This is a genomic window from Bradyrhizobium sp. USDA 4341, assembly GCF_054063755.1.
Genome location: NZ_JBSSGO010000002.1, coordinates 1,742,314 through 1,764,039 on the forward strand (window position 1 = coordinate 1,742,314; position 21,726 = coordinate 1,764,039).

Genomic DNA, 21,726 nt, shown 5'->3' on the forward strand with positions numbered 1-21,726 from the left:
CCGCGCACGCTTTTTTACCGGAGGGGAGACATCAATGGCGGTGGACGGAAACTGGAATTTGACCATGACGACGCCGATGGGCGAGCGCAAGGCGACCTTGTCGCTGGCGAGCTCGGGCGGCACGCTCACCGGCACGCAGGGCGCCGAGGGCAACTCCACCGAAATCTTCGACGGCACCGTGAACGGCGACAGCGTCGCCTGGAAGGTCTCCATCACCAACCCAATGCCGCTGACGCTCGAATTCTCCGGCACGGTCGCAGGCGACGGCATCTCCGGCGAGATGGGCATCGGCCCGATGGGCAGCTTCCCCTTCACCGGCACGCGGGCGTAATCCTCAATCTAGAACCAGATCTGCATCGGCAGATCATGCGCATCCAGCGGCGGCGATCCCTCAGGAACGCAGCCGCTTGGTTGATGAGCAGCCAAAGCCACCGCGCAGGCATCCAGCACATCGTCACGCTTCGCGCCGGTGCCGATCCGCGTCTCGGTGAGCCAGCGATCGATCTCGCGAAAGCCTGATCGCTTCAGCAGCCTGCGGCGGAGCGTATCGCCCTCCTCCGACTTCTTGCGCGGCAACGGCGTGTCGCCGTTCAGCCGCAGGAACACCAGTTCGGGATGCACCTCGCGGATGTCGCGTGCGGCGTTCGCGCGCACGAACGCGTCGGCCTCCATGATCTTGATGCCGAGGTGCCAGAGCTGGCGCGAGACGCGGGTCTGGCCGCGGCGCAGCGCTTCTTCATTCGCCTGATCAGGATCACGGAATTCCTGCCACAGCCAGCGCCGCGCACCGCTGAAGACGCGTGAGGTATGCGGGCGCAGCCGCTCGCGGGCGAGACGATCGCAATCGCGCTCGCCGTCATCGGTCATGCCGATCGGGATATCGATGCCGGCGCGATCGAACGGACGCGCCAGCGCGTCCGCAATATCGCTGTGGAAGGAAATCGTACGCTGGTCGCCGTCGATGCTGACGGCGACCCAGCCTTTGGAGAATCCGTCGAGGCCTGTTGCCCTCAACCCGGATCCTCAACCCAGATTCAATTCCTTGAAGAAGTCGTTGCCCTTGTCATCGATGATGATGAAGGCCGGGAAGTCGACCACCTCGATGCGCCAGATCGCTTCCATGCCGAGCTCGGGATACTCGACCACCTCGACCTTCTTGATGCAGTGCTCGGCAAGGTTCGCTGCCGCGCCGCCGATCGAGCCGAGATAGAAGCCGCCGTGCTTCTTGCAGGCCTCGCGCACCGCGACCGCGCGGTTGCCCTTGGCGACCATCACCATCGAGCCGCCCGCGGCCTGGAACTGGTCGACGAAGGAATCCATGCGGCCGGCGGTGGTCGGGCCGAACGCGCCGGAGGCGTAGCCATCGGGCGTCTTGGCCGGGCCGGCGTAGTACACCGGATGGTTCTTGAAATAATCCGGCAGCGGCTCGCCCTTCTCCAGCCGCTCGCGCAGCTTGGCGTGGGCGGAGTCGCGCGCCACGATCATGGTGCCGGTCATCGAGACGCGGGTCTTGATCGGATATTGCGACAGCGTCGCGAGGATATCCTTCATCGGCTGGTTGAGGTCGATCTTGACGACGTCGCCGCCGAGCGACTGCTCCACCGCAGGCAGATATTGCGCCGGATTGTGCTCGAGCTCCTCGAGATAGACGCCGTCCTTGGTGATCTTGCCAAGCACCTGGCGGTCCGCCGAGCATGAGACGCCCAGGCCGATCGGCAGCGAGGCGCCGTGGCGCGGCATCCGGATCACGCGCACGTCGTGGCAGAAATACTTGCCGCCGAACTGCGCGCCTACCCCCAAGCTTTGCGTCATCTTGAGGATTTCCTGCTCCATCTCGAGATCGCGGAAGGCGTTGCCGTCGGCCGAGCCGTGGGTCGGCAGTGCGTCGAGATAGCGCGCGGAAGCGAGCTTCACGGTCTTCATGCAGAGCTCAGCCGAGGTGCCGCCGATCACGATAGCGAGGTGATACGGCGGACACGCCGCGGTGCCAAGCGTCAGCACCTTCTCCTTCAGGAACGCAAGCAGCCGGTCCCTGGTCAGCACCGAGGGCGTCGCCTGGAACAGAAAACTCTTGTTGGCGGAGCCGCCGCCCTTGGCCATGAACATGAACTTGTAGGCATCATCACCCTCGGCGTAGATCTCGCACTGCGCCGGCATGTTGTTGGCGGTGTTCTTCTCCTCATACATCGACAGCGGCGCGACCTGCGAGTAGCGCAGGTTGCGGCGCAGATAGGCGTCGCGCGCACCTTCAGAGAGCGCGGCCTCGTCGTCGCCGTCGGTGATGACGTTGCAGCCCTTCTTGCCCATGATGATCGCGGTGCCGGTGTCCTGGCACATCGGCAGCACGCCGCCGGCCGCGATATTGGCGTTCTTCAGGAAGTCGAAGGCGACGAACTTGTCGTTGTCGCTGGCTTCGTTGTCCTCGAGGATCGAGCGCAGCTGCTTCAAATGGCCCGGCCGCAGATAGTGGTTGATATCGCCGAAGGCAGCTTCGGACAGCACCCGCAGCGCCTCCCGCGACACCACCAGCATGTCCTTGCCCAACACCTTCTCGACCCGGACGCCCTCGCTCGTCACCTTCTTGTAGGGCGTGGTGTCAGCACCCAGCGGGAACAGCGGGGTGTGCTTGTAGGGCGGAACGGGCTTCTGGTCGGGGAAGGCTGAGGGGGCGTTCATGAGCTGCTCTTTGGGCTTGCAGGTCGGGTTCGTAAGGCCGGTCCGGCCGCGGGGCCGTCGCCAATGTAGAGCCGTTCTAAGCCTTTTTCGGACAAAGGAAAGGGAAGCCGGCCGCCTTCCAGCCATGCGCGGGACCGGCAATCCGCGTGCTATGTTTCATCCCTCCGTAATCTCTGGTTGCCACAACGCTTCAGCGATCCGCGAAACCGCCAAGGAAGCGATCAGGAGACCATCATGAAGACAGCGCTTTTGATCTGGTTCGCGGCGCTGGCCTTGTTGATCGCGGTCCCGACCGGCGCCGATGCGGCCCGCCTCGGCAAGGCGTGCGGCGGCCTCGCCGGCGTTCAATGCAGCCGTAGCGGCCAGTTCTGCCAGTTCAAGCCGGGACAATGCGGCCGGGCCGACCAGACCGGCACCTGCGCGTTCCGGCCAACGATCTGCAACAAGATTTTCAAGCCGGTGTGCGGCTGCGACGGCAAGACCTACGGCAATGATTGCGAGCGCCGCGCCGCCGGAGCCTCCAAGGCGCAGGACGGCAAGTGCGCATCCTGACGGACCGCCCATATTGACGCGCTGCGCGGGAGCCTGCATGTAGCTTCGCGTATTTTCATACCGCGGGGGTATTTCGTGACAGCACCGTTGCGCCGACGCTTTGCCTTGAGCATCCGCTCTTTCATACCGGCCGCGCTGATCGCGCTGGCGACGGCCCTCGCCGCGGCGCCTGCACATGCCGATCCCTGCGAGGACATCGCCAAGCAGCTCGCCGGCCAGATCGACGGGCTGAAGGTCAATTTCAGCGCCGCCAACATCACATACCTCACACACCCGGCGGCGAAGGAATTGTCGCTCGGCTGCCGCGGCAAGGACTATTCGATCGAGCTCTTTGCCAAGACCGATCGCAAGATGAAGCCCGAGTTCTTCAACCTGGTCGGTTCGGCCACCGCGCTGGTCTTCACCGTGCCGAAGGATGACGCCGCCACCGGCACCTCGCGCTGCCTGAAGCGCATGGGCATCCTGCGCGGCAACACCATCACGATGCGCTATCGCCGCCTCAACCTCGAATGCACGCGCAACCGGACCGACGCATCGATCACGGTCCGGCGCGGCAAGAACGAGTGATCCGTTAGAGCGTTTTCGAGCGAAGTGGGTTCGCGTGAAGAAAACGCGTCAAAACTAAAATCTAGAGCCCCGTTCCGATTCAATCGGAACGGAAAGTGCTCTAAGCTTCCGCGGTGACCCGTCCGATCGCATCGACGATCTTGCCCCAGCCCGGGCTCATCGTGTCGAAGGCATAGCGGTTGCCGGGGAAGACGAAGCCGTCATGCACCATGCGGACCTGCGTGCCGCCCTCGACCGGCGTCAGCGTCCAGGTGACGACCGAGTCGAGCTTGGAGCCGAATTCCGGATTGGTGTCGGCGCCGCCTTTCCAGGAGTAGCGCAGCAGCCGCGGCGGATCGCAATCCAGCACCTCGCAATGCACGACACCGTCCCAGTCGCCGATCGGCTTGGTGCGGAAGTTGAACTTGTGTCCGACGCTCGGCTGAAAATCGTTCGGCATCAGCCATTTCATCAGCAGTTCGCTCGTGGTCAGCGTCCGCCAGATCTTGTCGGCGGCATAAGGCAGCACCTTCTCGACCGTGATCGCGTGCGTCTCACCCATCACTCACTCTCCTTCAACAGCCGTTCCAGATTTGCGAAGCGCTCGGCCCAGAACGTCTCGTAATGGCCGAGCCAGTCGATCAGCGGGCTGAGCCCCTTCGGCGCGACGCGATAATGGATGTGCCGGCCCTCGCGCCGCTCGGCGACGAGCCCGGCATCGCGCAGCGCGCGCAGATGCTGCGACACCGCCGGCTGCGACACCTTGGAGCCCTGCACCAGACCGGTCGCGGCGATCTCCCCCTCCCGGATGATCCGCTCGAACACCGCCCGCCGCGTCGGGTCCGCGAGGGTCTTGAGCACATTGGTCAGCTGCATGGCGGCGGTCATAGAAATATATAAGCAACTGCTTATACGAATGTCAATGCAGAGACGATGCAGTCGCGGCGCAGGAACACTGGCCTGCTCCGAAAGTTGATGAATGCGGTCGCATGTTTGCCGGAAAAAGGGTGCGATAATCGCGGCTGGAATCACGGAGCCCGCCCATGATCGCAAAGCTCCTCCTGCAGAACACCTTGTTCGTCCTCGCCATGGCCGCGCTGCTGTTTGGCTTCGCCGGCACGCTGCACTGGCCCGGCGCGTGGGCCTACCTCATCGCCTCGGCGCTGATCGGCCCGGCCTGCGGACTATGGCTTGCCAAGGTCGATCCCGGCCTGCTGGCCGAGCGCATGCGGCTCACCGCGCGCGAAGGCCAGCCCGCCGAGGACAAGCGCTTCATGCTGGTCTTCCTGGTCATTGCCGTGCTGTGGTTCGTCGCGATGGGCCTCGATCGCCGGTTTGGCGGCGCCAATGCCGGCGTGCTGCTGATCGTGCTCGGCCTGGTGCTGTATCTGGCCTCGACCGCGCTGATCCTGTGGGTGTTCCGCACCAATTCGTTCGCCGCGCCGGTCGTGAAGGTGCAGACCGAGCGCCACCATCACGTGATCTCGACCGGGCCCTACGCGCTGGTCCGCCATCCAATGTATATGAGCGTGATGCTGTTCTTCATCGGCGTGCCGCTGACGCTCGGCTCCTGGTGGGGCCTTGCCTTCGCGCCGGTGTTCTTCGCGATGTTCGCGTTCCGCACCGGGATCGAGGAGCGCACGCTGATGGCGGGGTTGTCAGGCTATGCCGATTACGCGGCACGGGTGCGCTATCGCCTCGTGCCCGGACTGTGGTGAGGGACCATCATGGCAGAGAGCAAGACCTACACCGGCGGTTGCCATTGCGGCCAGGTCCGCTTCGAATGCACCACCGACATGGCCATGGTGACCGCCTGCAACTGCTCGATCTGCACCAAGAAGGGCCTACACTTCGTATTCATGCCGCCATCGAGCTTCCAGCTTCGCGCCGGCGCCGAGAACCTGAAGGAGTATCTCTTCAACCGCCATGCGATCCGCCACCAGCTCTGCGTCGATTGCGGCGTCGACGTGTTCGCACGCGGCAAGAAGCCCGATGGTGCCGACATCATCGCGCTCAATGTCAACTGCATCGACGGCATCGACCTGTCGAAGATCGCGATGACGCCGGTGGACGGGCGGAATCGATAGAACTCACCGCCCACATCCGTCATGCCCGGGCTTGACCCGGGCATCCATCATCTTAAGACGTGGATGGCTGGGTCATCTAGCGCGAAGACGCGCTTCGCGCTTCTGCCCGGCCATGACGAGAGCAGAAGACTGCCCGCAAGCGATCACAGATCCAGCGCCTTGTAGCGCCGGAAGATCCCCTCCTCGTTGAACGGAATCCGCCGCGCGCTTGCCAGATACGTCTTGATGTTCGGCCGTTCGGCGACGCGGTCGCGCAGCGCAATCAGGCGCGGGACCTTCTTCTCGAACGCGGCCATCCGCTTCGGAAAGGCGTAGCGCAGGCCTTCCACGATCTGGAACAGGGACAGATCGGCGTAGGTCAATCGGCGTCCGGTGACGAAGCCACCGCCATTGGCCCGCGCAAGATCCTCGAAATAGCCGAGATATTTCGGCACCCGCGATTTCCAGAACTCTTCCGTGCGCTTCTTCGCCGGCGCCTTCTGGTCCTCGTAATACAGCGACGGCCCGAGCGGGTGATGGGTATCGTGGATCTCCAGCACTAGGTCCGCAATCGTCAATTGCAGCTCGTGCACCCAGAGCTTCCCACCTTCCGCCTTCGGCGCGAGGCCATGACGCGCGCCGAGATAGAGCAGGATGTTGGCGGTCTGCCCGATCACGAGCTGGCCGGCCTTGAGGAACGGCGGCGCAAATGGCGGCGTGCCCTTGTGCGCGTCCATCATCTTCATCATGGCGCCGGTGCCGCCCTTGCCGCGCGCGACATCGGTATATTCAGCACCCGCATCCTCGAGCGCGAGGCGGACATATTCGCCGCGGCCCTGGATCATCGGCCAGTAGTAAAGCTGATAGTGCATGCACTTACCTCCACAAACTTCATCGCATCGCTTTGCTTCACGGTGATCGTAGCCGTGCCACGGTCAGATCGTCCACCGCGCACCGCGCGTCTGTCCGAACCGCGCGGAGACTGCTAAGGTTCCAGCGTCGAATCTTCGATGAAGGATCAACTTATGGCGGACAACAAGAAAAAGCGGGGCGCACAAGATCGCGCCCTGATCGCGTTGAGCGAGTCCTACGAAGTTGCGTACTGGTCCAAGAAGTTCAAGGTCACACCGGCAAAGCTCAAGGCGGCCGTCAAGAAGGTCGGGCATTCCGCCAAGAAGGTGGAAGCCCACTTCAAGGAGCAGCGGCACATGACCGCCGACCGCGCGCGGATCGCGATCAGCGAGCCCTACGAGGTCCGCTACTGGTCGAAGAAGTTCAAGGTGACCCCTGCCCGCCTCAAGGCCGCGGTGGCCGAGGTCGGACATTCCTCGAAGAAGGTCGAGGCCCATTTCGCGACGAAGAAGAAAACCGCGAAGAAAAAGAAGGTTGCCAAGAAGACAGTCAAGAAGGCCGGCAAGCGCAAGAAGAGCTGAGCGCGGCCGCAAGACGACGAGCGGCGGTTATTGGTGTCCCGCCGTACTATCCGCGTCATTGCGAGCCAACGGGTCGGCGCGAAGCGCCGCCCGATGACAAGCTCCGCGAAGCAATCCATCGCGCGGCATACGCGGAAAGATGGATTGCTTCGTCGCTATCGCTCCTCGCAATGACAGGGACATGAGCTCACAGGCTCCACCCCATTCGCCGCTCCCTCAGTTCGCCGCGAAGCAGTACAGCAGGCCGTCGCCGCCGGTGCTCTTCAGATCGGCTTGCGAGCAGCCGCCGTCAGGACCGCGCGAAGGATGCGACGTATTCCAGGATTTTGACGGCTCGTCATCGCGCAGGCCCTTGCGGTCGAAATGTCCGACCATCGCGGCGCCTTGCGTGCTGCTTGTCCAGTTCTTGCAGGTGCGGTCCTCACCGGCCGCAAACGCCGTACCGTCAGCCTGCGATCCCGTCAGCACGTCGTGGCGGTTCGGCGTGTCGCCGGCACCGTTGACGACGTCGCCCTTCTCGGACAGGGCGGTCTGCTTGGTGAGATTGTTGCCGGCGCTGTGCAGATCGGCGACGTCCTTGGCGACCATGACGCCCTTCACATTCTTCCACGGCCCCTTGCCGATGCGATCGCGCGCATTCACCGCTACCTGGCCATCGGCCGCCTGGGTCGAGAGATAGGCGCGCCATGTCTTCGGCGCACCGAAGCCCGCGGCCTGCGCCAGCGCCTGGCAATGATTGTCGGCGCCGGCGAGGCCGCCGAGATTGCCGCCATTGCCGATGCCGTTGCTGGTGACGAAGAAGCTGGTGTCGGCGGTCTGCGCTTTTGCCGGGGACACGGCCATGACGACAAACGCAAGACAGGCGGGAACCGCAATTTGCGCAATGTTCTTCATCTCTTCCTCCCGATGGTTGTTATGGTCCGCTGACATCAACCCGCTGCTCGTCCGGATATTCCGGCGCCGCGACACGCGAATGAAGCGCACAAAACGAAAGCGCCGCGGTTGATGCCGCGGCGCCTTGTATTGTCATGTCAGGCAATCGATCAATTGGTCTGCTGGATCGCCGAGAGCTCCCAATTGCCGCCACGCTGGCGCACGAAGGTCCAGACCTCGGTGATCTCCTCCGGCTGCCCGCCGCTGACCTGGCGGCCGGTGCCGCGCTCCAGCATGGTGTCGACCAGCGCGTAGCGCATCGCGACCGTCGCATATTCGCTGTCGCCTTCGCGCCAGGCTTCCGCCAGATCGCCCTGCAAGAGCTTCACGTTGGACGTCTTGTTGGTGACGTTGCGCGCCTTGTTCTCCTCGAGATCCTTCGAGAAGTACGACACCATTTCCGGCGTCGCGAGCGTGTGCAGCTTCGCAATGTCCTCGTTCGACCACGCGGCCTGGATGTCGCCGAGCAACCGCTCGAACGTCTCGTAGTCACCGGGCGTGATCTCGACCGGCGCATTCGAGCCGCCGCCGAGGCCAAAGCCGAAGCCCGAACGGGCGTTGGCCTGCGGACCAGGGCCGACGTCGGGGCCACCCGCGTAGGCGGCGGCCGGCGTATTGCGCCGCTGCCACCACGACATCGCGAGCCGGACCACCAGCACGATCAGACCGATCTGCAGCAGCAGGCCGAACATCGACGACAGGCCGCCGAGGCCCGAGAACAGGCCACCGCCGAACAGCATGCCGAACAGGCCGGCGCCAAGGAAGCCCGCGGCCAGGCCGCCGAGCAGGCCGCGACCCATTCCGCCGCGGCCGAACAGGCCGCCGGAATTCGCCGCCGCCGGCGAGCCCATGCTGGGGCTACCAGGCTGGCTGAAGGTACGGTTCATCGGAGCAACCGAGCCCGGCGCGGTGCTGGTCGAGGGCGGCGCGGAGAATGTCCGCGAGCCGCGCGAGCCGCCGCCGCCAACGCGGGCGTCGGCCGCCGAAACGGTCATCATCACGGGCAGCGCCAGCGCCATCGCGACGGCGATCGCCCGGACAATTCCACGCGTGCGTTGCGAGAAATTCATGTTGGTTTCCTCAAAGGATTCCCCGGCATGGGGAAACGCCCTTAACATGGGCAGCGCCCGATAAAAGTGAAGCGGGAAACGGGAACCGCGGCTGCGGCCCTCGGTCGCGGCGATGTGACACTATGGTCCTTTTGGATGCGACAGCGCGTCCTAGCGCGAGATGGGGCTCAGGTTCAACCGCGACCGCATTGCAACATTGCCCCTGCCCTGCGGAAGCGAAGGGGCATCGTGGCTCGTCACCGGGGCCTAGTTCGCCGTCATGGTTTCCTTCACCGCGGCAACCAGCTGCGTCAGCGTGAATGGCTTCGGCAGGAACGCGAACTGCTGGTTCTCCGGCAGGCTCTTCTCGAAGGCGTCTTCGGCATAGCCCGAGACGAAGATGATCTTCAGCTCCGCATTGCGGCTGCGCATTTCCTTCAGCAGCGTCGGCCCGTCCATCTCCGGCATCACGACGTCGGAGACGACGAGGTCGACCTTGCCGTTGTTCTCCTCGAACGCCTCCAGCGCCTCGACGCCGTTCGCCGCCTCGATCACACTGTAGCCGCGCGAACGCAGGCCGCGCGCATTGAGCGAGCGCAGGCCGTCCTCGTCCTCGACCAGCAGGATGGTGCCCTGCCCGGTGAGATCCGGCTTCGGCTTGGCTGCATCCGCGGCGGCGGTCTCCTTCGCCGCGCCGTTGCCGGCCTGCGCCTCCGGTGCGACCTCCTGCTCCTGGTGATGCCGCGGCAAATAGATCCGGAACGTGGTGCCGCCGCCCGGCACGGAATCGACATAGACGAAGCCGCCGGTCTGCTTGACGATGCCGTAGACCGTCGACAGGCCGAGGCCGGTGCCCTTGCCGACTTCCTTGGTCGAGAAGAACGGCTCGAAGATCTTGTCGATGATCTCGTGCGGAATGCCGGTGCCGGTGTCCGAAATCTCGATCTTCACGTAGTCCGCAGCCGGCATGCCCTTGTTGGCGAGCTGCGCGGCTTCCTCGGTCGGCACGTTGGTGGTGCGGATGATCAGCTTGCCGCCGTCGGGCATCGCGTCGCGCGCGTTCACTGCGAGATTGACCACCACCTGCTCGAACTGCGAGACGTCGACCTTGACCGGCCACAGATCGCGGCCATGCACGAGGTCGAGCTTGACCTTCTCGCCGATCAGCCGGCGCAGCAGCATGGTGAGGTCAGAGAGCGCATCGCCGAGATCGAGCACCTGCGGCCGCAGCGTCTGGCGGCGCGAGAACGCAAGCAGCTGCCGCACCAGCGTCGCGGCGCGGGTGGCGTTCTGCTTGATTTGCATGATGTCCTGGAACGACGGGTCGGTCGGCTTGTGCGCGTTCAGCAGGAAGTCGTTCGCCATCATGATGGCCGACAGCACGTTGTTGAAGTCGTGCGCGATGCCGCCGGCGAGCTGGCCGACCATCTCCATCTTCTGCGACTGGTTGATCTGGTTTTCCAGCGCGCGCCGCTCGGTGGTCTCGAGCATGTAGACGATCGCGGTCTCGGCGTCGCGCTCGTCCTTCTCGACGGTGGTGACGAAAAACTGGGCGGAGCGCTCCTTAGGCCCGTCGAGCATCACCTCGACCGGCGCAATGTCGCCCTGGCCTTCGGCAGCCTGGTTGATCGCGGCGATCAACAGGCCGCGGTCGCGCGGATTGACCGCGCGGAAGATCGACTTGGCCGCGCCGCCGTCGCCGTTCAGCCCCTGCGCCAGCTTGGCATAGCGCGCATTGGCGCCGACTACATTGCCGCCGCGATCGACGGTCGCGATCGCCATCGGCGTATGGTCGAAGAAGCGCATGAAGCGCACCTCGGCGGCACGCTCCGGATCGGAATGCTCGTCGCGGGCGCGGCTGATCACCAGCGTGCGCGAGGCGCCTGCCGCGCCATCGGCGCCGAAGGCGAGCTTGTGATAGAGCCGCACCGGCACGGTCTTGCCGCCGCGCATCCGCAGGTCGATGTCGAACACCTCGGTCTTGACCTCGCCGGGCACCGCCGCGATCGAGGTCAGCAGCGCCGCGCCGTCGCCTGAGACGATGTCGGTCAGCTTCAGGCCGCCCGAGCCGATCTCGGCGAGATCGTAGTCCAGCCAGTTGGCCAGCGTAGCGTTGATATAGGCGATCTCGCCCGCCGGATTGACCGAGAAGAAGCCGCACGGCGCGTGATCGAGATACTCGATCGCGTGCCGCAGCTCCTGGAACACGTCTTCCTGGCGCTCGCGGTCGCGGGTGACGTCGGCGATCGACCACACCGCATATTTCGCGTCGCGCTTGCCCTCGCCGAGCGGTCGGACCCTGAGCCGCAGCCAGCGACCCTGTCCACCACCTTGCCCCGCCTCGTGCCCGGCGACACGGACCTCCTCCTGCTGACGCTTGCCCTCGCGCGCCGCCTTCAGGAGGCGGAACACCGCCTCGGAGACGTCGGGGTTGCCGATGAAGACGCGTTCGACGGGGCGGACGTCCTGCGGACCGGCCGCGCCGGTCAGCGCGAGATAGGCGGCGTTGGAATAGACCACGTGGCCGCGGGAGTCGGTGACGACGAGCCCTTCATGGGCGTGGTCGGCGATCCGCCCCATCACCGGGTCGTCGCTCGTGCGGTCGGAGAAGCGGATGATGCCGGCGGCAAGGGCGAACAGGTTGAACAGCCCGACGGTGGCGAGCAGCGCCAGCACAAAGAGGATATAGGGCTGCGCCTGGGTCCGGCCGATGGTCATGAGCCAGACCGCCACCGCGACGATGCCGGTGGCGATCAGGAGCACCAGCAGGATACTGCCGCTCCGCCGCGCTGGCCCGTGAGCCACGAACGGCTCGGTCGCGGGAGGTTCGTTGCTATCGGCGGTCATCTGGAGAGACATGGCTCGTCTGCATCACGAAGGCGACCGGCCGGCCACCTCGCCCCTGAGTGCCTGAATCGGACCCGAAAACGCAAGTCCATCAGGCGGCAATTTCGCAAGTTACGCGCATTTCAAGCGGTTTTCCGCCCCTTACTGGCGCAGGCCGGACAGGCCGCGCCTCAGCCGCATCACGTAGCCGATGATTTCGGCAACCGCATGGTAGTGCTCGACCGGGATTTCCTTGTCGATTTCGACGGTCGCATAGAGCGCCCGGGCAAGCGGCACGTTCTCCACGATCGGGATGTCGTGCTCCTTGGCGATCTCCCTGATCTTGAAGGCGAGGCTGTCGACGCCCTTGGCGACGCAGATCGGCGCCGACATGCTGCGGTCATAGGCCAGCGCCACCGAATAGTGGGTCGGGTTGGTGATGATCACCGAGGCCTTCGGAACCTGGGCCATCATGCGCTTCTTGGCGCGCTGGACCCGCAACTGCTTGATCCTGCCCTTGACGTGCGGGTCGCCTTCCGACTGCTTGAACTCCTCCTTCATCTCCTGCAGCGACATCTTGTGACGCTCGTACCAGGTCCGGTACTGGAAGAAGTAGTCGGCGATCGCAACCACGGCGAGGAGGGCGACCACCGCCGCCAGCAGGTGCACCGTCATGCCGGTGATGGCGGGCAGCAGCTCGGCCGGGTCGACCCGCAGGAACGATTCCATCCGCAGCCGATCGGGCCACAGCACCATGACCATCACGACGCCGAGCGCGATCAGCTTGAACAGGCCTTTGAGGAAGTTCGCCACCGCCTGCTTGCCGAACAGCCGCTTGAAGCCGGCCGCCGGCGAGATCTTGGAGAATTTCGGCTTCAGCTGCTCGCCCGACCACACCAGCTGATGCTGGATCATGTTGCCTGCGATCGCGGCCAGCGCCAGCATCAGGAACGGCACGCCGATCGCGGCGACCACGGCGTAGCCAATCGTCTGGGTCAGTTGCAGCAGGCCGGCACCGTCGGTGCGGATCATCCATGAATTGGCGATCAGATTGCGCAGCGGCATCAAGATGCCACCGCCGATCGAGCCCGAGAAGGTCGACAGCACCAGCGTGGCGCCGGCGATGATGAACCAGGTGTTGACCTCCTGGCTCTTGACGACGTCGCCTTTTTCAAGGGCGTCATCGAGACGTTTTTGCGTAGGATCTTCTGTTTTGTCTTCGGTATCGTCGGCCATCTCTTCTCCCTAGAACATGATGCGACTTGATCGCATCATGTTCTGCGGTACCTATTTTTGACGCGTTTTCTTCACGCGAACCGGTTCCCACTTCGCTCGAAAACGCTCTAGTTCATTGGAGCGAGTTGGCGCATGACGCCGTTGAAGTAGTCGAAATAGGTATTCATCATCGCCGCGAGCACGACGCCGAAGATCAGGAAGCCGACCACGATCGAGAGCGGCACGCCGACGAAGTAGACCTGCATCTGCGGCATCAGCCGCGCCAGCACGCCGAGCCCGATGTTGAAGACGAGGCCGAACACCAGGAACGGCGCCGACAGCTGCAGGCCGATCTTGAAGGCGGCGGAGAACGCGGAGGTCGCAAGCGCGGCGACGTCGCCGGTCGGCATGATCTCGCCCGGCGAGAAGATGCGGTAGCTTTCGCTCAGCGCCGCGATGACGAGATAGTGGCTGTCGGTGGCGAACAGCAGCGTCAGGCCGAGGATGGTGAGGAAGTTGCCGACGATCTGGCCCTGCTGCCCCTGGGTCGGGTCGACCGCGGTAACGAAGCCGAGCCCGAGTTGCTGCGCAATCACGGAGCCCGCGACGTTGAGCGCCGACAGCGTCACCCGCGCGGTCGCGCCGAGCACGATGCCGATGATCAGCTCGTGCACCATCAGGACGCCGAGCGAGGAGATCGACGTCAGGTCGACATGATAGGCGTTGCGATGCAGGGGAAGGATGATCAGTGTCAGCAGCAGCGCGATCGACAGCTTGACCCGTGCCGGGATGTTGCTCTCGCCGAAACCGGGCAGCAGCATCACCATCGCGCCCACGCGCGCGAAGACCAGCACGAAGATTGCGGCCAGCGCCGGAAGCAGGGAGACATCGATGCGCATGACCGCCGCATTAGTGCATCAACCGCCGATGATTCGCGACGAAATCCGCATCATGTGGCTACTGAGCGCGTCCGCCATGAAGGGCAGCGCCAGCAGTAATGTGACGAAGATTGCGAGAATCTTCGGCACGAAGACGAGCGTCTGTTCCTGGATCTGGGTCAGTGCCTGGAACAACGACACCACGACGCCGACCACGAGGCCGACCACCATCAAAGGCGACGACACCAGCACGATGGTCCAGATCGCATCGCGTGCCACGTCGAGAGTTTCAGGGCCGGTCATTGTTGTTCTCGCTTCTTGCAACTTGCTTCGTCATTCCGCGCGAAGCGCGAACCGGGAATCTCGAGGTTCCGGGTTCGCTTCGCGCCCCGGAACGACAGTGAAATCAGATCGGCATCTTCATGATGTCTTCATAGGCCTGGATCACGCGGTCGCGCACCGAGACCAGCGTCGACACCGCAACATCGGTGTCGGCGACCGCCGTCACCACATCCATCACATTGGCCTTGCCTGAGGCCATCGCCATGGTCTGCGCGTCGGACTTCTTGCCCGCTTCCAGCACGCTGCCGACGGAGTCCTTCAGCAGCGCGCTGAAGGACGGGCCCGCGACGGCCTGCCCGGCCTTCTCGACACCGCCGCGCTCCATCAATTTCGCGAGGTTGGCGTAGGCGTTGGCAGCGACTGTCGGTGTAGCCATGATTTACGTTCCCTGTTCTTGCTGCGTCAGGACTTGAGGATGTCGAGCGTGCGCTGGATCATTCGCCGCGTCGCGCTGATGATGTTGAGGTTCGCCTCATAGGAGCGCTGGGCGTCGCGCATGTCGGTCATTTCGACCATCGAATTGACGTTCGGATATTTGACGTTGCCGGAGGCGTCCGCCGCCGGATTGCCCGGCTCGTGCTTGATGCGGAATGACGACTGGTCGGGGCGGATCCGACCGAGCGTCACGACCTGGGCGTCGAGCGAACGATCGAGCGCGGAGGAGAAGGTCGGCACCTTGCGGCGGTAGGGATCGCCGCCTGCGGTCTGCGCCGTCGAATCGGCGTTGGCGATATTTTCCGAAATCACCCGCATCCGCCCCGCCTGCGCGCGCAGGCCCGACGTCGCGATGCTCATCGAGCGGGTGAAATCGCTTGTTCCGTCTGCCATGGGATCCTCCCGCCGCCGTCAGGCTTTTGCTGGTTTGGGCATGATCTCCGCGCAAACGCGTTCCGCGTTTGTCGCGAGGGAAAACCGCTTCACACTTTTCCGGATCATGCCCTAACCCTTGCCGATGGCGGTTTTCAGCAGATGCAGGCTCTTGCTGTAGAGCGAGGTGACGGCCGCGTAGTCCATCTGGTTGGCCGACACTTTCAGCATCTGATCCTCGAGATTGACCGCGTTGCCGGCCGGGCGGGTCTGGAACCCGCTCTTGCCGCGATCATTGTCGAACGTGTCGGGCGCGCCGGACGCCGCCATGTGGGTCGCGCTGGTCTGCATCATCGGCAGCGTCCCCATGCCGCCGCCGACCGTGGTGCCGGTCCGGTCGAACTTCGGCTCGACCAGGTCGCGCGGCCGGAAGTTCGGCGTGTCGGAATTGGAAATGTTCTCGGCGAGCACCCGCTGGCGCTCCTGGTGCCACTGCATCTTGCTGCGCAACGCCGACAGGATCGGCAGATCGTTCATGGACATCGCCGCGGCTCCGTTAACCTCTTGGACGACCCTTGGGCCTTCCGAGGTAGGCAGAATTTGCCCGGTGTATGGTTAACGGGTGGTTAAAATGTCGGACGGAGCCGTGGAGAACGCCGCAACTGCGGCCGGCGAGCGCATTTTCGCCACGAATGCTGCGTTAACCAGCACAAACCAAGACAGCGTGGGGCGCTGAGAAGTCGTTTTGGGACAAGCGATTCTTGGTTTATTAATAGAACAGCCGGCCGCAAGCTGCTGGGAATTAAGAAATAAGGCGAATCTCGGGCGCGATTCGCTGCGCAAAACCGCACCTATCAATCCGCGCTCGTTGATGGCGGAAGCTGAGGAAGGCCACGATGGCCGGGGACTCCAATATGCAGGTCATTACATTCGTCTTGGCATTCGTTGTCGTGCTGGCGCTGATCGGCGTCACCGCATGGCTCGTCCGCCGCTTCGCCGGGAACCGCCTCGGGGCCAACGCCAACCGCGGACGGATGCCACGACTGGCGGTGATCGACGCGGCTGCCGTCGATGGCCGCCGCCGGCTGGTGCTGGTCCGCCGCGACAACATCGAGCATCTGCTGATGATCGGCGGTCCGACCGACATCGTCGTCGAGCCGAATATCGTCCGGGCGATGCCGGGGCGCGATCAGATGTCGGCCCGCCCCGCGGTCGCAGCCGATGCCGCGCCGCCGCGCGTGGCGCCGCTTCCGGATGCCGCCTGGAACGAGAGCGAGGCCGCCCGTTCCGACAATTTCGACCTTCCCGAGCCGGAGCTGCCGCCGCGTCAGGCGCGGCCCTCGTTTGCCGACGAGCTGCGCCGGCCTCCGCCGCCGATCGCCGAGCGTCGCAACGATCCGCTCGCGGGCTTCACCGCCGAGCGCAGCGAACCGCGGCCCGATCCGATGCCGCCGCGCCTGCCGCCGCGCTCCGAATCGGTCATCCCGCGTCCGCCGCGCGCTGCCGAGCCGCCGAAGGCCCCGCCGCGCGCGCCCGAGCGTGCCGTCACACCACCGCCACCGCCTCCCCCTGCTCCGCCGCCGGTCGCAACCCAGGCGCCTCCGCCGGTGCCGCCTGCATCGAACGCCGATGCAAATTTGGCCGAGATGGCGCAGCGGCTCGAGGCGGCACTGCGCCGCCCGACCGGCACCAACGAGACCGTCGCGCCGCCGGTTGCGCCCGAGGCGCCGCCGGTCCGCGCGCCGCGTAGCGAGCCGCCTGCCCCGCCCGCCGGCGGGCAGAAGAGCGGCTTCGAGAATCTCGAGGACGAGATGGCATCGCTGCTCGGCCGACCGAAGAATCCTTCGTGAGATCAGGGACCGTCCCGCGTAGAGTTTTTTTCATCGCTGTCCTGATCGCCGCCGGATCCTTCGCCGATCCGGCGATGGCGCAGGATATCAGCATCAATCTCGGCGGCGGCAATGGCGGCGTAACCGAGCGCGCGATCCAGCTGATCGCGCTGCTCACGGTACTGTCGATCGCGCCGTCGATCCTCGTCATGATGACGTCGTTCACGCGCATCGTGGTCGTGCTCTCGCTGCTGCGCACCGCGCTCGGCACCGCGACCGCGCCGCCGAACTCGGTGATGATCGCGCTTGCGATGTTCCTCACCGCCTTCGTGATGGGGCCGGTGCTGCAGAAATCCTATGACGACGGCATCAAGCCATTGGTCGCCAACCAGATCGGCGTCGAGGAAGCGCTGCAGCGCGCCTCGGTCCCCTTGCGCGGCTTCATGCAAAAGAACGTCCGCGAGAAGGATCTGAAGCTGTTCATGGACCTCTCCGGCGAGCCGCCACCGGCGACGCCGGAGGAGATGTCGCTGCGCATCCTGGTCCCGGCCTTCATGATCTCTGAGCTGAAGCGCGCCTTCGAGATCGGCTTCCTCTTGTTCCTGCCGTTCCTGATCATCGACCTCGTCGTCGCCTCGGTCTTGATGTCGATGGGCATGATGATGCTGCCGCCGGTGGTGGTCTCGCTGCCGTTCAAGCTGATCTTCTTCGTGCTGGTCGACGGCTGGGCCTTGGTCGCCGGCAGCCTGGTGCAGAGTTACGGGGGGTAGCAGCCCCGCGAAACATTCATGGCCCGTCAGCTGGATCGGCCGTGCCGTTGCATTATCATGCGCGGCACCGCATCCAGGGAGCCGTGCCGTGCAGCAGCCATTCGACCGCGCCGCAGAAGATCTCGGCAACGCCATCCATCTCGAGCATGTCAACGTGCAGGTGCCGGACCAGCGCCTCGCCACGCTGTTCTATGTCGCCGGCATCGGCTTGACCCGCGATCCCTATCTGATGGTCTCCGACAGCAACATGTGGGTGAATGCCGGCCGCAGCCAGTTTCATCTGCCGAGCGGACGGCCGCAGGTGTTGCGCGGCCACACGGCGATCGTGATCGCCGGACGGCAGGCCCTGCTCCAGCGGCTCGCTGCGGTCGCGCCCAAGCTCGAAGGCACCGCGTTCGGCTATCGCGAGCACAACGATCACGTCGAGGCCACCTGCCCGTGGGGCAACCGGCTGCGCTGCTTTGAGCCGGACGCCTCGCGGTTCGGGCGCATCGCGCTCGGCATGCCCTATGTCGAATTCGAGGTGCCGCGCGGCACCGCTGAAGCGATCAGCCGGTTCTATCCTGAAATCATGGGCATCCCCGCCAGCGTCGTGAACGGCGATGCCGTCGTCGCGCGCGCAAAAGTCGGCAAGGACCAGTATCTGCAATTCCGCGAGACCGACCAGGCGCAGGGCGAGTTCGACGGCCATCACGTCCAGATCTACATCACGGACTTCTCCGGCCCCTACAAGCGGCTGCGCGAGCGCAACCTGGTGTCCCGCGAGGACAATCAATATCAGTACCGCTTTTGCGACATCGTCGATCCTGCCAATGGCCGGCACCTGTTCACCGTCGAGCATGAGGTGCGCAGCGCCACCCATCCGATGTATCTGCGGCCGCTGATCAACCGCAATCCGGCGCAGACCAACCGCACCTTCGCCAGCGGCTACGACCAGGCGCCATGGGCGATGGGGCCGGACCAGTATGACGGATGAGCGCGCGCGCTCATCCGCATCGCGACATCATCAGCATCCCCAGCCACGAGACCACATGCTTCCCTCCCAGCGCCATCTGTTCGAGATTCCTCGCGAGATCTGCTACCTGAACTCCGCGTCCTACAGCCCGCTGCCGTTGAAGACGCTCGACGCCGGCCGCGCCGCGGTCGGACGCAAGGGCCAGCCCTGGACGATCGACGCCGGTTTCGCCGGCCGCCAGCATGAACGCGCCCGCATCGCAGCAGCGCGCCTGATCAATGCCGACGCGAATGACATCGCGCTGATCCCGGCGATCAGCTACGGCATAGCGACCGTGGCGAAGGCGCTGACCATTCCGCGCGGCACCCGCGTCATCGTGCTGGAGAACGATCACTCCTCGCCGGTGCTGGAATGGCACGCCCGCGCCGAGGCGCAGGGCTTCGTCGTCGACACCGTGCGCCAGCCCGCCGACGGCGACTGGACGTCGGCGGTGCTCGCAGCGATCGACCGCTCGGGCGCGCCGCCGGTCGGCCTCGCCTCGATCTCGTCGGTGCACTGGTCCGACGGCGGCATCATCGACGTCGACAAGGTGCAGGTCGCACTGCGGCGGCAGGGTGCGACGTTCGTGATCGACGCGACGCAAAGCGCGGGTGTCGTCGCGATGAATGTGACGCGGCTCGATCCGGACGCCGTGATCTTCCCGACCTACAAATGGCTGATCGGCCCCTACGGCCGCGCCTTCCTCTACGTTGCAAAGCGCCACCAGAACGGCGTGCCGCTGGAGCAGACCGCCGCCGGCCGCCGCAATGTGAACTCCGAGAACCCGGTCTATTTCGGCGATCTCGCCTATATCGACAACGCCCGGCGCTATGACATGGGCGAGCGCGATCATTTCATCACTCTGGAGATGGCCTCGATCGGCATGGAGATGATGGCGGAATGGGGCGCCGCTGCCGTCAGCGCGCGGCTCGCGATGCTGAACGAGCGGATCGCCGATGGGGTGCGCGATCTCGGGCTCAATCAGCTGGCGCGCGGCCTGCGTGCGCCGCACATCCTGAGCCTCGGCATGGCCGGCGGAATTCCGAAGGAGCTGATCGCGCGGCTCGCCGCGGAGAACATCCATGTGGCGCTGCGGCTCGGCCGGATGCGGATCTCGCCGCACGTCTTCAACGACGAGGCGGATGTCGACCGCCTCATCGCCGTCTTGACGAGAGCGCTGCGCGGCTAGCCGCGCTTTCGTCCCAGCGCCACGACGCTGAACAATTCAATCGCCAGCGCGACAGCGACGCCCGCCGCGCCGATCACGAACAGCAGCGCATAATCGCCGCCGCTCTGCGCGAACAGCCAGGACAGGCCGTAGGCGCCTGCCGCCTGGAACAGCGCGAACGTCGTGGTCGCCTGCGCCCAGGCCGAGCGCTGGCTCGCGGCGGAATGCGGGATCAGCTCGTGGATGCGGCCGATCACCAGCGGCACGATGCCTGGCGTGAAGCCGCCTACGATGAGGCTCGACACGATCAGCGCGGCGGGCGAGTTCGTCACAGCGGGCAGCGCGACCGCAACCGCCTCGATCAGGAACGCAGCGCGCAGCGCCGCAGCGAAGCCGGCGCGATCGGCGAGATGTCCTGTCAGCAGCGGGCCGACCACGGCGCCGATGCCGTACAGCACCCAGTAATACGACCCTGCCGCGATCCCCTGCCCGAGGCCGCGGGCGACATAATCGACCAGGAACACCATGTGCGGCACCAGCGCCAGCGCGTTGAGGCCATATTCCACGCACAGCGCGATCACCAGCAGCGAGCGCACACTATGTGCAGCAACGGGCTGCTCGGCCGCAGCATGCGCGGCAGGCACTTCCGCCGGCCATGCCTTCCAGCTGATCAATGTCAACACCGCCGACAGCACGCCAAGGCCGTACCAGGCCTGCTTGATGCCCTGCTGCAGCAACAGCGGCACCAGCGTGCCTGACGCGGCGACGCCCAGTCCGACACCTGCGAAGATCACGCCACCAATCAAGCCGCGCTTGCTTGGCGCGGTATGCGGCAGGATCGCGGTCGCCGCCAGCACCATGATCACGCCGCCCGTGATGCCGGCGAGGAAGCGAAGTCCGAAGAACCAGATGAAGGAGATCGGCACCGCGCAGGCAAAGCAGGTGACGGCCGCCAGCACCATCATGCTGCGCAGCGCCCACACCGAGCCGATTCGCGCGCCGAGATCGCGGGCGATCAGCGCGCCGGCGAGATAGCCGGCAAGGTTGGCGGCACCGAGATAGACCGCTTCCGCCGGCGTGAACCATTTCGCTGCGATCAGCGCCGGAATCAGCGGCGTGTAGGCAAAGCGCGCCAGCCCAAGCCCGACCAGCGAGGCGCACAGTCCCGCGGCTGCGGACAGCCACAGCGGCCCGCCTGCATCGCGATGCGGCTCGGCGTGATGGCGCCTGTCATGATCGACATTGGCTGACATGGACATGGCAGTAGGCCCACCGGCCGTTCGTGAAAAATGATTAGTTGCGATCGCAGCAATCGCTTGCAGCGATCACAGCTCACCTCTCCCGATCGGGAGAGGCGCCCAGTTCGACGTGGCAAAGGCCGTCAGCGGGAAGATTTCGACGCCGCAGCGGCCGCGAGTTTCTTGCGAAATTCCAGCGCGGGCAGCCCGCCCCAGCCCCAATTGTCGGTATCGACTTCCTCGATGATGACGAAGGTCGATTCCATCGGCTTGCCGAGCACGTCGCGCAGCAATTCGCTGGCGCCCTTGATCAGCGCCGCCTTCTGCTCCGGCGTGGTGGACGACGCACCCGGCGCCGTCCCCTCACGCGTGACCTGGATGGTGACAACAGGCATCACACGCTC

The 21,726-nt window shown here is 65.0% G+C and carries 26 protein-coding genes; 10 read left to right on the top strand and 16 right to left on the bottom strand.

The features are described 5' to 3' along the window. Positions 1-34: 34 nt before the first annotated feature. Positions 35-331, top strand: a complete 297-nt coding sequence (locus tag ACVIGB_RS14305) for a hypothetical protein (RefSeq protein WP_092115378.1) — start codon at positions 35-37, stop codon at positions 329-331. Between the two features lie 8 nt (positions 332-339). Here ACVIGB_RS14305 and ACVIGB_RS14310 read toward each other — a convergent pair whose 3' ends face one another. Both ACVIGB_RS14310 and ACVIGB_RS14315 read right to left on the bottom strand, forming a co-directional pair. After that, entirely contained in the window at positions 340-1,014 is a 675-nt protein-coding gene (locus ACVIGB_RS14310; protein ID WP_456722220.1) for a DUF429 domain-containing protein, read from the bottom strand. Positions 1,015-1,023: 9 nt separating this feature from the next. Beyond that, positions 1,024-2,676: a fumarate hydratase gene (locus tag ACVIGB_RS14315; protein ID WP_456722219.1), complete on the bottom strand. Its 1,653-nt coding sequence runs from the start codon at positions 2,674-2,676 to the stop codon at positions 1,024-1,026. 234 nt (positions 2,677-2,910) lie between these two features. Between ACVIGB_RS14315 and ACVIGB_RS14320 the strand changes: the two genes are divergently transcribed. Both ACVIGB_RS14320 and ACVIGB_RS14325 read left to right on the top strand, forming a co-directional pair. Continuing rightward, positions 2,911-3,228, top strand: coding sequence for a Kazal-type serine protease inhibitor family protein (locus ACVIGB_RS14320; protein WP_456722218.1), 318 nt, complete (start codon positions 2,911-2,913; stop codon positions 3,226-3,228). A gap of 105 nt (positions 3,229-3,333) precedes the next feature. Continuing rightward, positions 3,334-3,795: a hypothetical protein gene (locus ACVIGB_RS14325; protein ID WP_456722217.1), complete on the top strand. Its 462-nt coding sequence runs from the start codon at positions 3,334-3,336 to the stop codon at positions 3,793-3,795. Positions 3,796-3,895: 100 nt separating this feature from the next. Here ACVIGB_RS14325 and ACVIGB_RS14330 read toward each other — a convergent pair whose 3' ends face one another. Continuing rightward, positions 3,896-4,336, bottom strand: coding sequence for an SRPBCC family protein (locus ACVIGB_RS14330; RefSeq protein ID WP_456722216.1), 441 nt, complete (start codon positions 4,334-4,336; stop codon positions 3,896-3,898). Continuing rightward, a complete protein-coding gene (locus ACVIGB_RS14335; RefSeq protein ID WP_050421144.1) occupies positions 4,336-4,662 on the bottom strand; it encodes an ArsR/SmtB family transcription factor in 327 nt (108 codons plus the stop codon). Before ACVIGB_RS14335 ends, ACVIGB_RS14330 begins: the two co-directional genes overlap by 1 nt. Before the next feature lie 155 nt (positions 4,663-4,817). Here ACVIGB_RS14335 and ACVIGB_RS14340 point away from each other — a divergent pair, with 155 nt between their 5' ends. Next, positions 4,818-5,492 carry a methyltransferase family protein gene (locus ACVIGB_RS14340; protein ID WP_456722215.1) on the top strand — a complete coding sequence of 225 codons (675 nt, stop codon included), beginning with the start codon at positions 4,818-4,820 and terminating at the stop codon, positions 5,490-5,492. A gap of 9 nt (positions 5,493-5,501) precedes the next feature. Further along, complete coding sequence (locus ACVIGB_RS14345; RefSeq protein WP_212310033.1) at positions 5,502-5,861, top strand: GFA family protein; 360 nt, start codon at positions 5,502-5,504, stop codon at positions 5,859-5,861. A 143-nt stretch (positions 5,862-6,004) separates the two neighbouring features. Here the strand turns inward: ACVIGB_RS14345 and ACVIGB_RS14350 are convergent, their stop codons facing one another. Then, complete coding sequence (locus ACVIGB_RS14350) at positions 6,005-6,712, bottom strand: glutathione S-transferase (protein ID WP_456722214.1); 708 nt, start codon at positions 6,710-6,712, stop codon at positions 6,005-6,007. Between the two features lie 153 nt (positions 6,713-6,865). On the opposite strand from ACVIGB_RS14350, the gene ACVIGB_RS14355 reads away from it, so the two are divergent. Continuing rightward, positions 6,866-7,273 carry a DUF3606 domain-containing protein gene (locus ACVIGB_RS14355; protein WP_456725177.1) on the top strand — a complete coding sequence of 136 codons (408 nt, stop codon included), beginning with the start codon at positions 6,866-6,868 and terminating at the stop codon, positions 7,271-7,273. Positions 7,274-7,489: 216 nt separating this feature from the next. Here the strand turns inward: ACVIGB_RS14355 and ACVIGB_RS14360 are convergent, their stop codons facing one another. The 9 genes from ACVIGB_RS14360 to flgB form a co-directional block, all read right to left on the bottom strand. Continuing rightward, on the bottom strand, positions 7,490-8,116 hold the full coding sequence (locus ACVIGB_RS14360; RefSeq protein WP_456725176.1) for a lectin: 627 nt from the start codon (positions 8,114-8,116) through the stop codon (positions 7,490-7,492). 200 nt (positions 8,117-8,316) lie between these two features. Further along, positions 8,317-9,276 (bottom strand): Tim44 domain-containing protein, encoded by a 960-nt coding sequence (locus ACVIGB_RS14365; protein ID WP_092115389.1) that lies wholly within the window; start codon positions 9,274-9,276, stop codon positions 8,317-8,319. A 246-nt stretch (positions 9,277-9,522) separates the two neighbouring features. Further along, the gene (gene cckA, locus ACVIGB_RS14370) at positions 9,523-12,102 is read right to left on the bottom strand and encodes a cell cycle histidine kinase CckA (protein ID WP_092115390.1); all 2,580 of its coding nucleotides are present in this window, start codon (positions 12,100-12,102) and stop codon (positions 9,523-9,525) included. Between the two features lie 141 nt (positions 12,103-12,243). Next, positions 12,244-13,317 (bottom strand): flagellar biosynthesis protein FlhB, encoded by a 1,074-nt coding sequence (gene flhB / locus ACVIGB_RS14375; RefSeq protein WP_456722213.1) that lies wholly within the window; start codon positions 13,315-13,317, stop codon positions 12,244-12,246. Positions 13,318-13,424: 107 nt separating this feature from the next. Then, a complete protein-coding gene (fliR, locus tag ACVIGB_RS14380) occupies positions 13,425-14,195 on the bottom strand; it encodes a flagellar biosynthetic protein FliR (RefSeq protein ID WP_092115392.1) in 771 nt (256 codons plus the stop codon). A gap of 18 nt (positions 14,196-14,213) precedes the next feature. Beyond that, positions 14,214-14,477: a flagellar biosynthesis protein FliQ gene (gene fliQ, locus ACVIGB_RS14385; protein WP_050401183.1), complete on the bottom strand. Its 264-nt coding sequence runs from the start codon at positions 14,475-14,477 to the stop codon at positions 14,214-14,216. Between the two features lie 103 nt (positions 14,478-14,580). Next, entirely contained in the window at positions 14,581-14,892 is a 312-nt protein-coding gene (fliE, locus tag ACVIGB_RS14390; protein WP_092115393.1) for a flagellar hook-basal body complex protein FliE, read from the bottom strand. A gap of 26 nt (positions 14,893-14,918) precedes the next feature. Then, positions 14,919-15,344 carry a flagellar basal body rod protein FlgC gene (gene flgC / locus ACVIGB_RS14395; protein WP_097675999.1) on the bottom strand — a complete coding sequence of 142 codons (426 nt, stop codon included), beginning with the start codon at positions 15,342-15,344 and terminating at the stop codon, positions 14,919-14,921. A 111-nt stretch (positions 15,345-15,455) separates the two neighbouring features. Continuing rightward, positions 15,456-15,866, bottom strand: coding sequence for a flagellar basal body rod protein FlgB (gene flgB, locus ACVIGB_RS14400; protein ID WP_092115395.1), 411 nt, complete (start codon positions 15,864-15,866; stop codon positions 15,456-15,458). A gap of 371 nt (positions 15,867-16,237) precedes the next feature. On the opposite strand from flgB, the gene ACVIGB_RS14405 reads away from it, so the two are divergent. From ACVIGB_RS14405 to ACVIGB_RS14420, 4 genes are all read left to right on the top strand, one after another. Then, a complete protein-coding gene (locus tag ACVIGB_RS14405; RefSeq protein WP_456722212.1) occupies positions 16,238-17,173 on the top strand; it encodes a flagellar biosynthetic protein FliO in 936 nt (311 codons plus the stop codon). Beyond that, positions 17,170-17,922 carry a flagellar type III secretion system pore protein FliP gene (gene fliP / locus ACVIGB_RS14410; RefSeq protein ID WP_092115397.1) on the top strand — a complete coding sequence of 251 codons (753 nt, stop codon included), beginning with the start codon at positions 17,170-17,172 and terminating at the stop codon, positions 17,920-17,922. Before ACVIGB_RS14405 ends, fliP begins: the two co-directional genes overlap by 4 nt. Before the next feature lie 88 nt (positions 17,923-18,010). Next, on the top strand, positions 18,011-18,898 hold the full coding sequence (locus ACVIGB_RS14415; protein ID WP_456722211.1) for a hypothetical protein: 888 nt from the start codon (positions 18,011-18,013) through the stop codon (positions 18,896-18,898). Between the two features lie 55 nt (positions 18,899-18,953). Further along, a complete protein-coding gene (locus ACVIGB_RS14420) occupies positions 18,954-20,105 on the top strand; it encodes an aminotransferase class V-fold PLP-dependent enzyme (protein WP_456722210.1) in 1,152 nt (383 codons plus the stop codon). On the opposite strand, the gene ACVIGB_RS14425 is transcribed toward ACVIGB_RS14420, so the two are convergent. Both ACVIGB_RS14425 and ACVIGB_RS14430 read right to left on the bottom strand, forming a co-directional pair. Beyond that, a complete protein-coding gene (locus ACVIGB_RS14425) occupies positions 20,102-21,343 on the bottom strand; it encodes a YbfB/YjiJ family MFS transporter (RefSeq protein ID WP_456722209.1) in 1,242 nt (413 codons plus the stop codon). The genes ACVIGB_RS14420 and ACVIGB_RS14425 overlap by 4 nt on opposite strands. A 122-nt stretch (positions 21,344-21,465) precedes the next feature. Next, positions 21,466-21,717 carry a tautomerase family protein gene (locus ACVIGB_RS14430; protein WP_456722208.1) on the bottom strand — a complete coding sequence of 84 codons (252 nt, stop codon included), beginning with the start codon at positions 21,715-21,717 and terminating at the stop codon, positions 21,466-21,468. Between the last annotated feature and the right edge of the window lie 9 nt (positions 21,718-21,726).

Excerpts from the sequence above, each read along its gene's own strand:
- ACVIGB_RS14305 (WP_092115378.1), top strand. The coding sequence starts at position 35 with ATGGCGGTGGACGGAAACTGGAATTTGACCATGACGACGCCGATGGGC.
- ACVIGB_RS14315 (WP_456722219.1), bottom strand. The coding sequence starts at position 2,676 with ATGAACGCCCCCTCAGCCTTCCCCGACCAGAAGCCCGTTCCGCCCTAC.
- ACVIGB_RS14320 (WP_456722218.1), top strand. The coding sequence starts at position 2,911 with ATGAAGACAGCGCTTTTGATCTGGTTCGCGGCGCTGGCCTTGTTGATC.
- ACVIGB_RS14330 (WP_456722216.1), bottom strand. The coding sequence starts at position 4,336 with ATGGGTGAGACGCACGCGATCACGGTCGAGAAGGTGCTGCCTTATGCC.
- ACVIGB_RS14335 (WP_050421144.1), bottom strand. The coding sequence starts at position 4,662 with ATGACCGCCGCCATGCAGCTGACCAATGTGCTCAAGACCCTCGCGGAC.
- ACVIGB_RS14340 (WP_456722215.1), top strand. The coding sequence starts at position 4,818 with ATGATCGCAAAGCTCCTCCTGCAGAACACCTTGTTCGTCCTCGCCATG.
- ACVIGB_RS14345 (WP_212310033.1), top strand. The coding sequence starts at position 5,502 with ATGGCAGAGAGCAAGACCTACACCGGCGGTTGCCATTGCGGCCAGGTC.
- ACVIGB_RS14350 (WP_456722214.1), bottom strand. The coding sequence starts at position 6,712 with ATGCACTATCAGCTTTACTACTGGCCGATGATCCAGGGCCGCGGCGAA.
- ACVIGB_RS14355 (WP_456725177.1), top strand. The coding sequence starts at position 6,866 with ATGGCGGACAACAAGAAAAAGCGGGGCGCACAAGATCGCGCCCTGATC.
- ACVIGB_RS14360 (WP_456725176.1), bottom strand. The coding sequence starts at position 8,116 with ATGGCCGTGTCCCCGGCAAAAGCGCAGACCGCCGACACCAGCTTCTTC.
- ACVIGB_RS14365 (WP_092115389.1), bottom strand. The coding sequence starts at position 9,276 with ATGAATTTCTCGCAACGCACGCGTGGAATTGTCCGGGCGATCGCCGTC.
- cckA (WP_092115390.1), bottom strand. The coding sequence starts at position 12,102 with ATGACCGCCGATAGCAACGAACCTCCCGCGACCGAGCCGTTCGTGGCT.
- flhB (WP_456722213.1), bottom strand. The coding sequence starts at position 13,317 with ATGGCCGACGATACCGAAGACAAAACAGAAGATCCTACGCAAAAACGT.
- fliR (WP_092115392.1), bottom strand. The coding sequence starts at position 14,195 with ATGCGCATCGATGTCTCCCTGCTTCCGGCGCTGGCCGCAATCTTCGTG.
- fliQ (WP_050401183.1), bottom strand. The coding sequence starts at position 14,477 with ATGACCGGCCCTGAAACTCTCGACGTGGCACGCGATGCGATCTGGACC.
- fliE (WP_092115393.1), bottom strand. The coding sequence starts at position 14,892 with ATGGCTACACCGACAGTCGCTGCCAACGCCTACGCCAACCTCGCGAAA.
- flgC (WP_097675999.1), bottom strand. The coding sequence starts at position 15,344 with ATGGCAGACGGAACAAGCGATTTCACCCGCTCGATGAGCATCGCGACG.
- flgB (WP_092115395.1), bottom strand. The coding sequence starts at position 15,866 with ATGTCCATGAACGATCTGCCGATCCTGTCGGCGTTGCGCAGCAAGATG.
- ACVIGB_RS14405 (WP_456722212.1), top strand. The coding sequence starts at position 16,238 with ATGCAGGTCATTACATTCGTCTTGGCATTCGTTGTCGTGCTGGCGCTG.
- ACVIGB_RS14420 (WP_456722210.1), top strand. The coding sequence starts at position 18,954 with ATGCTTCCCTCCCAGCGCCATCTGTTCGAGATTCCTCGCGAGATCTGC.
- ACVIGB_RS14425 (WP_456722209.1), bottom strand. The coding sequence starts at position 21,343 with ATGTCCATGTCAGCCAATGTCGATCATGACAGGCGCCATCACGCCGAG.
- ACVIGB_RS14430 (WP_456722208.1), bottom strand. The coding sequence starts at position 21,717 with ATGCCTGTTGTCACCATCCAGGTCACGCGTGAGGGGACGGCGCCGGGT.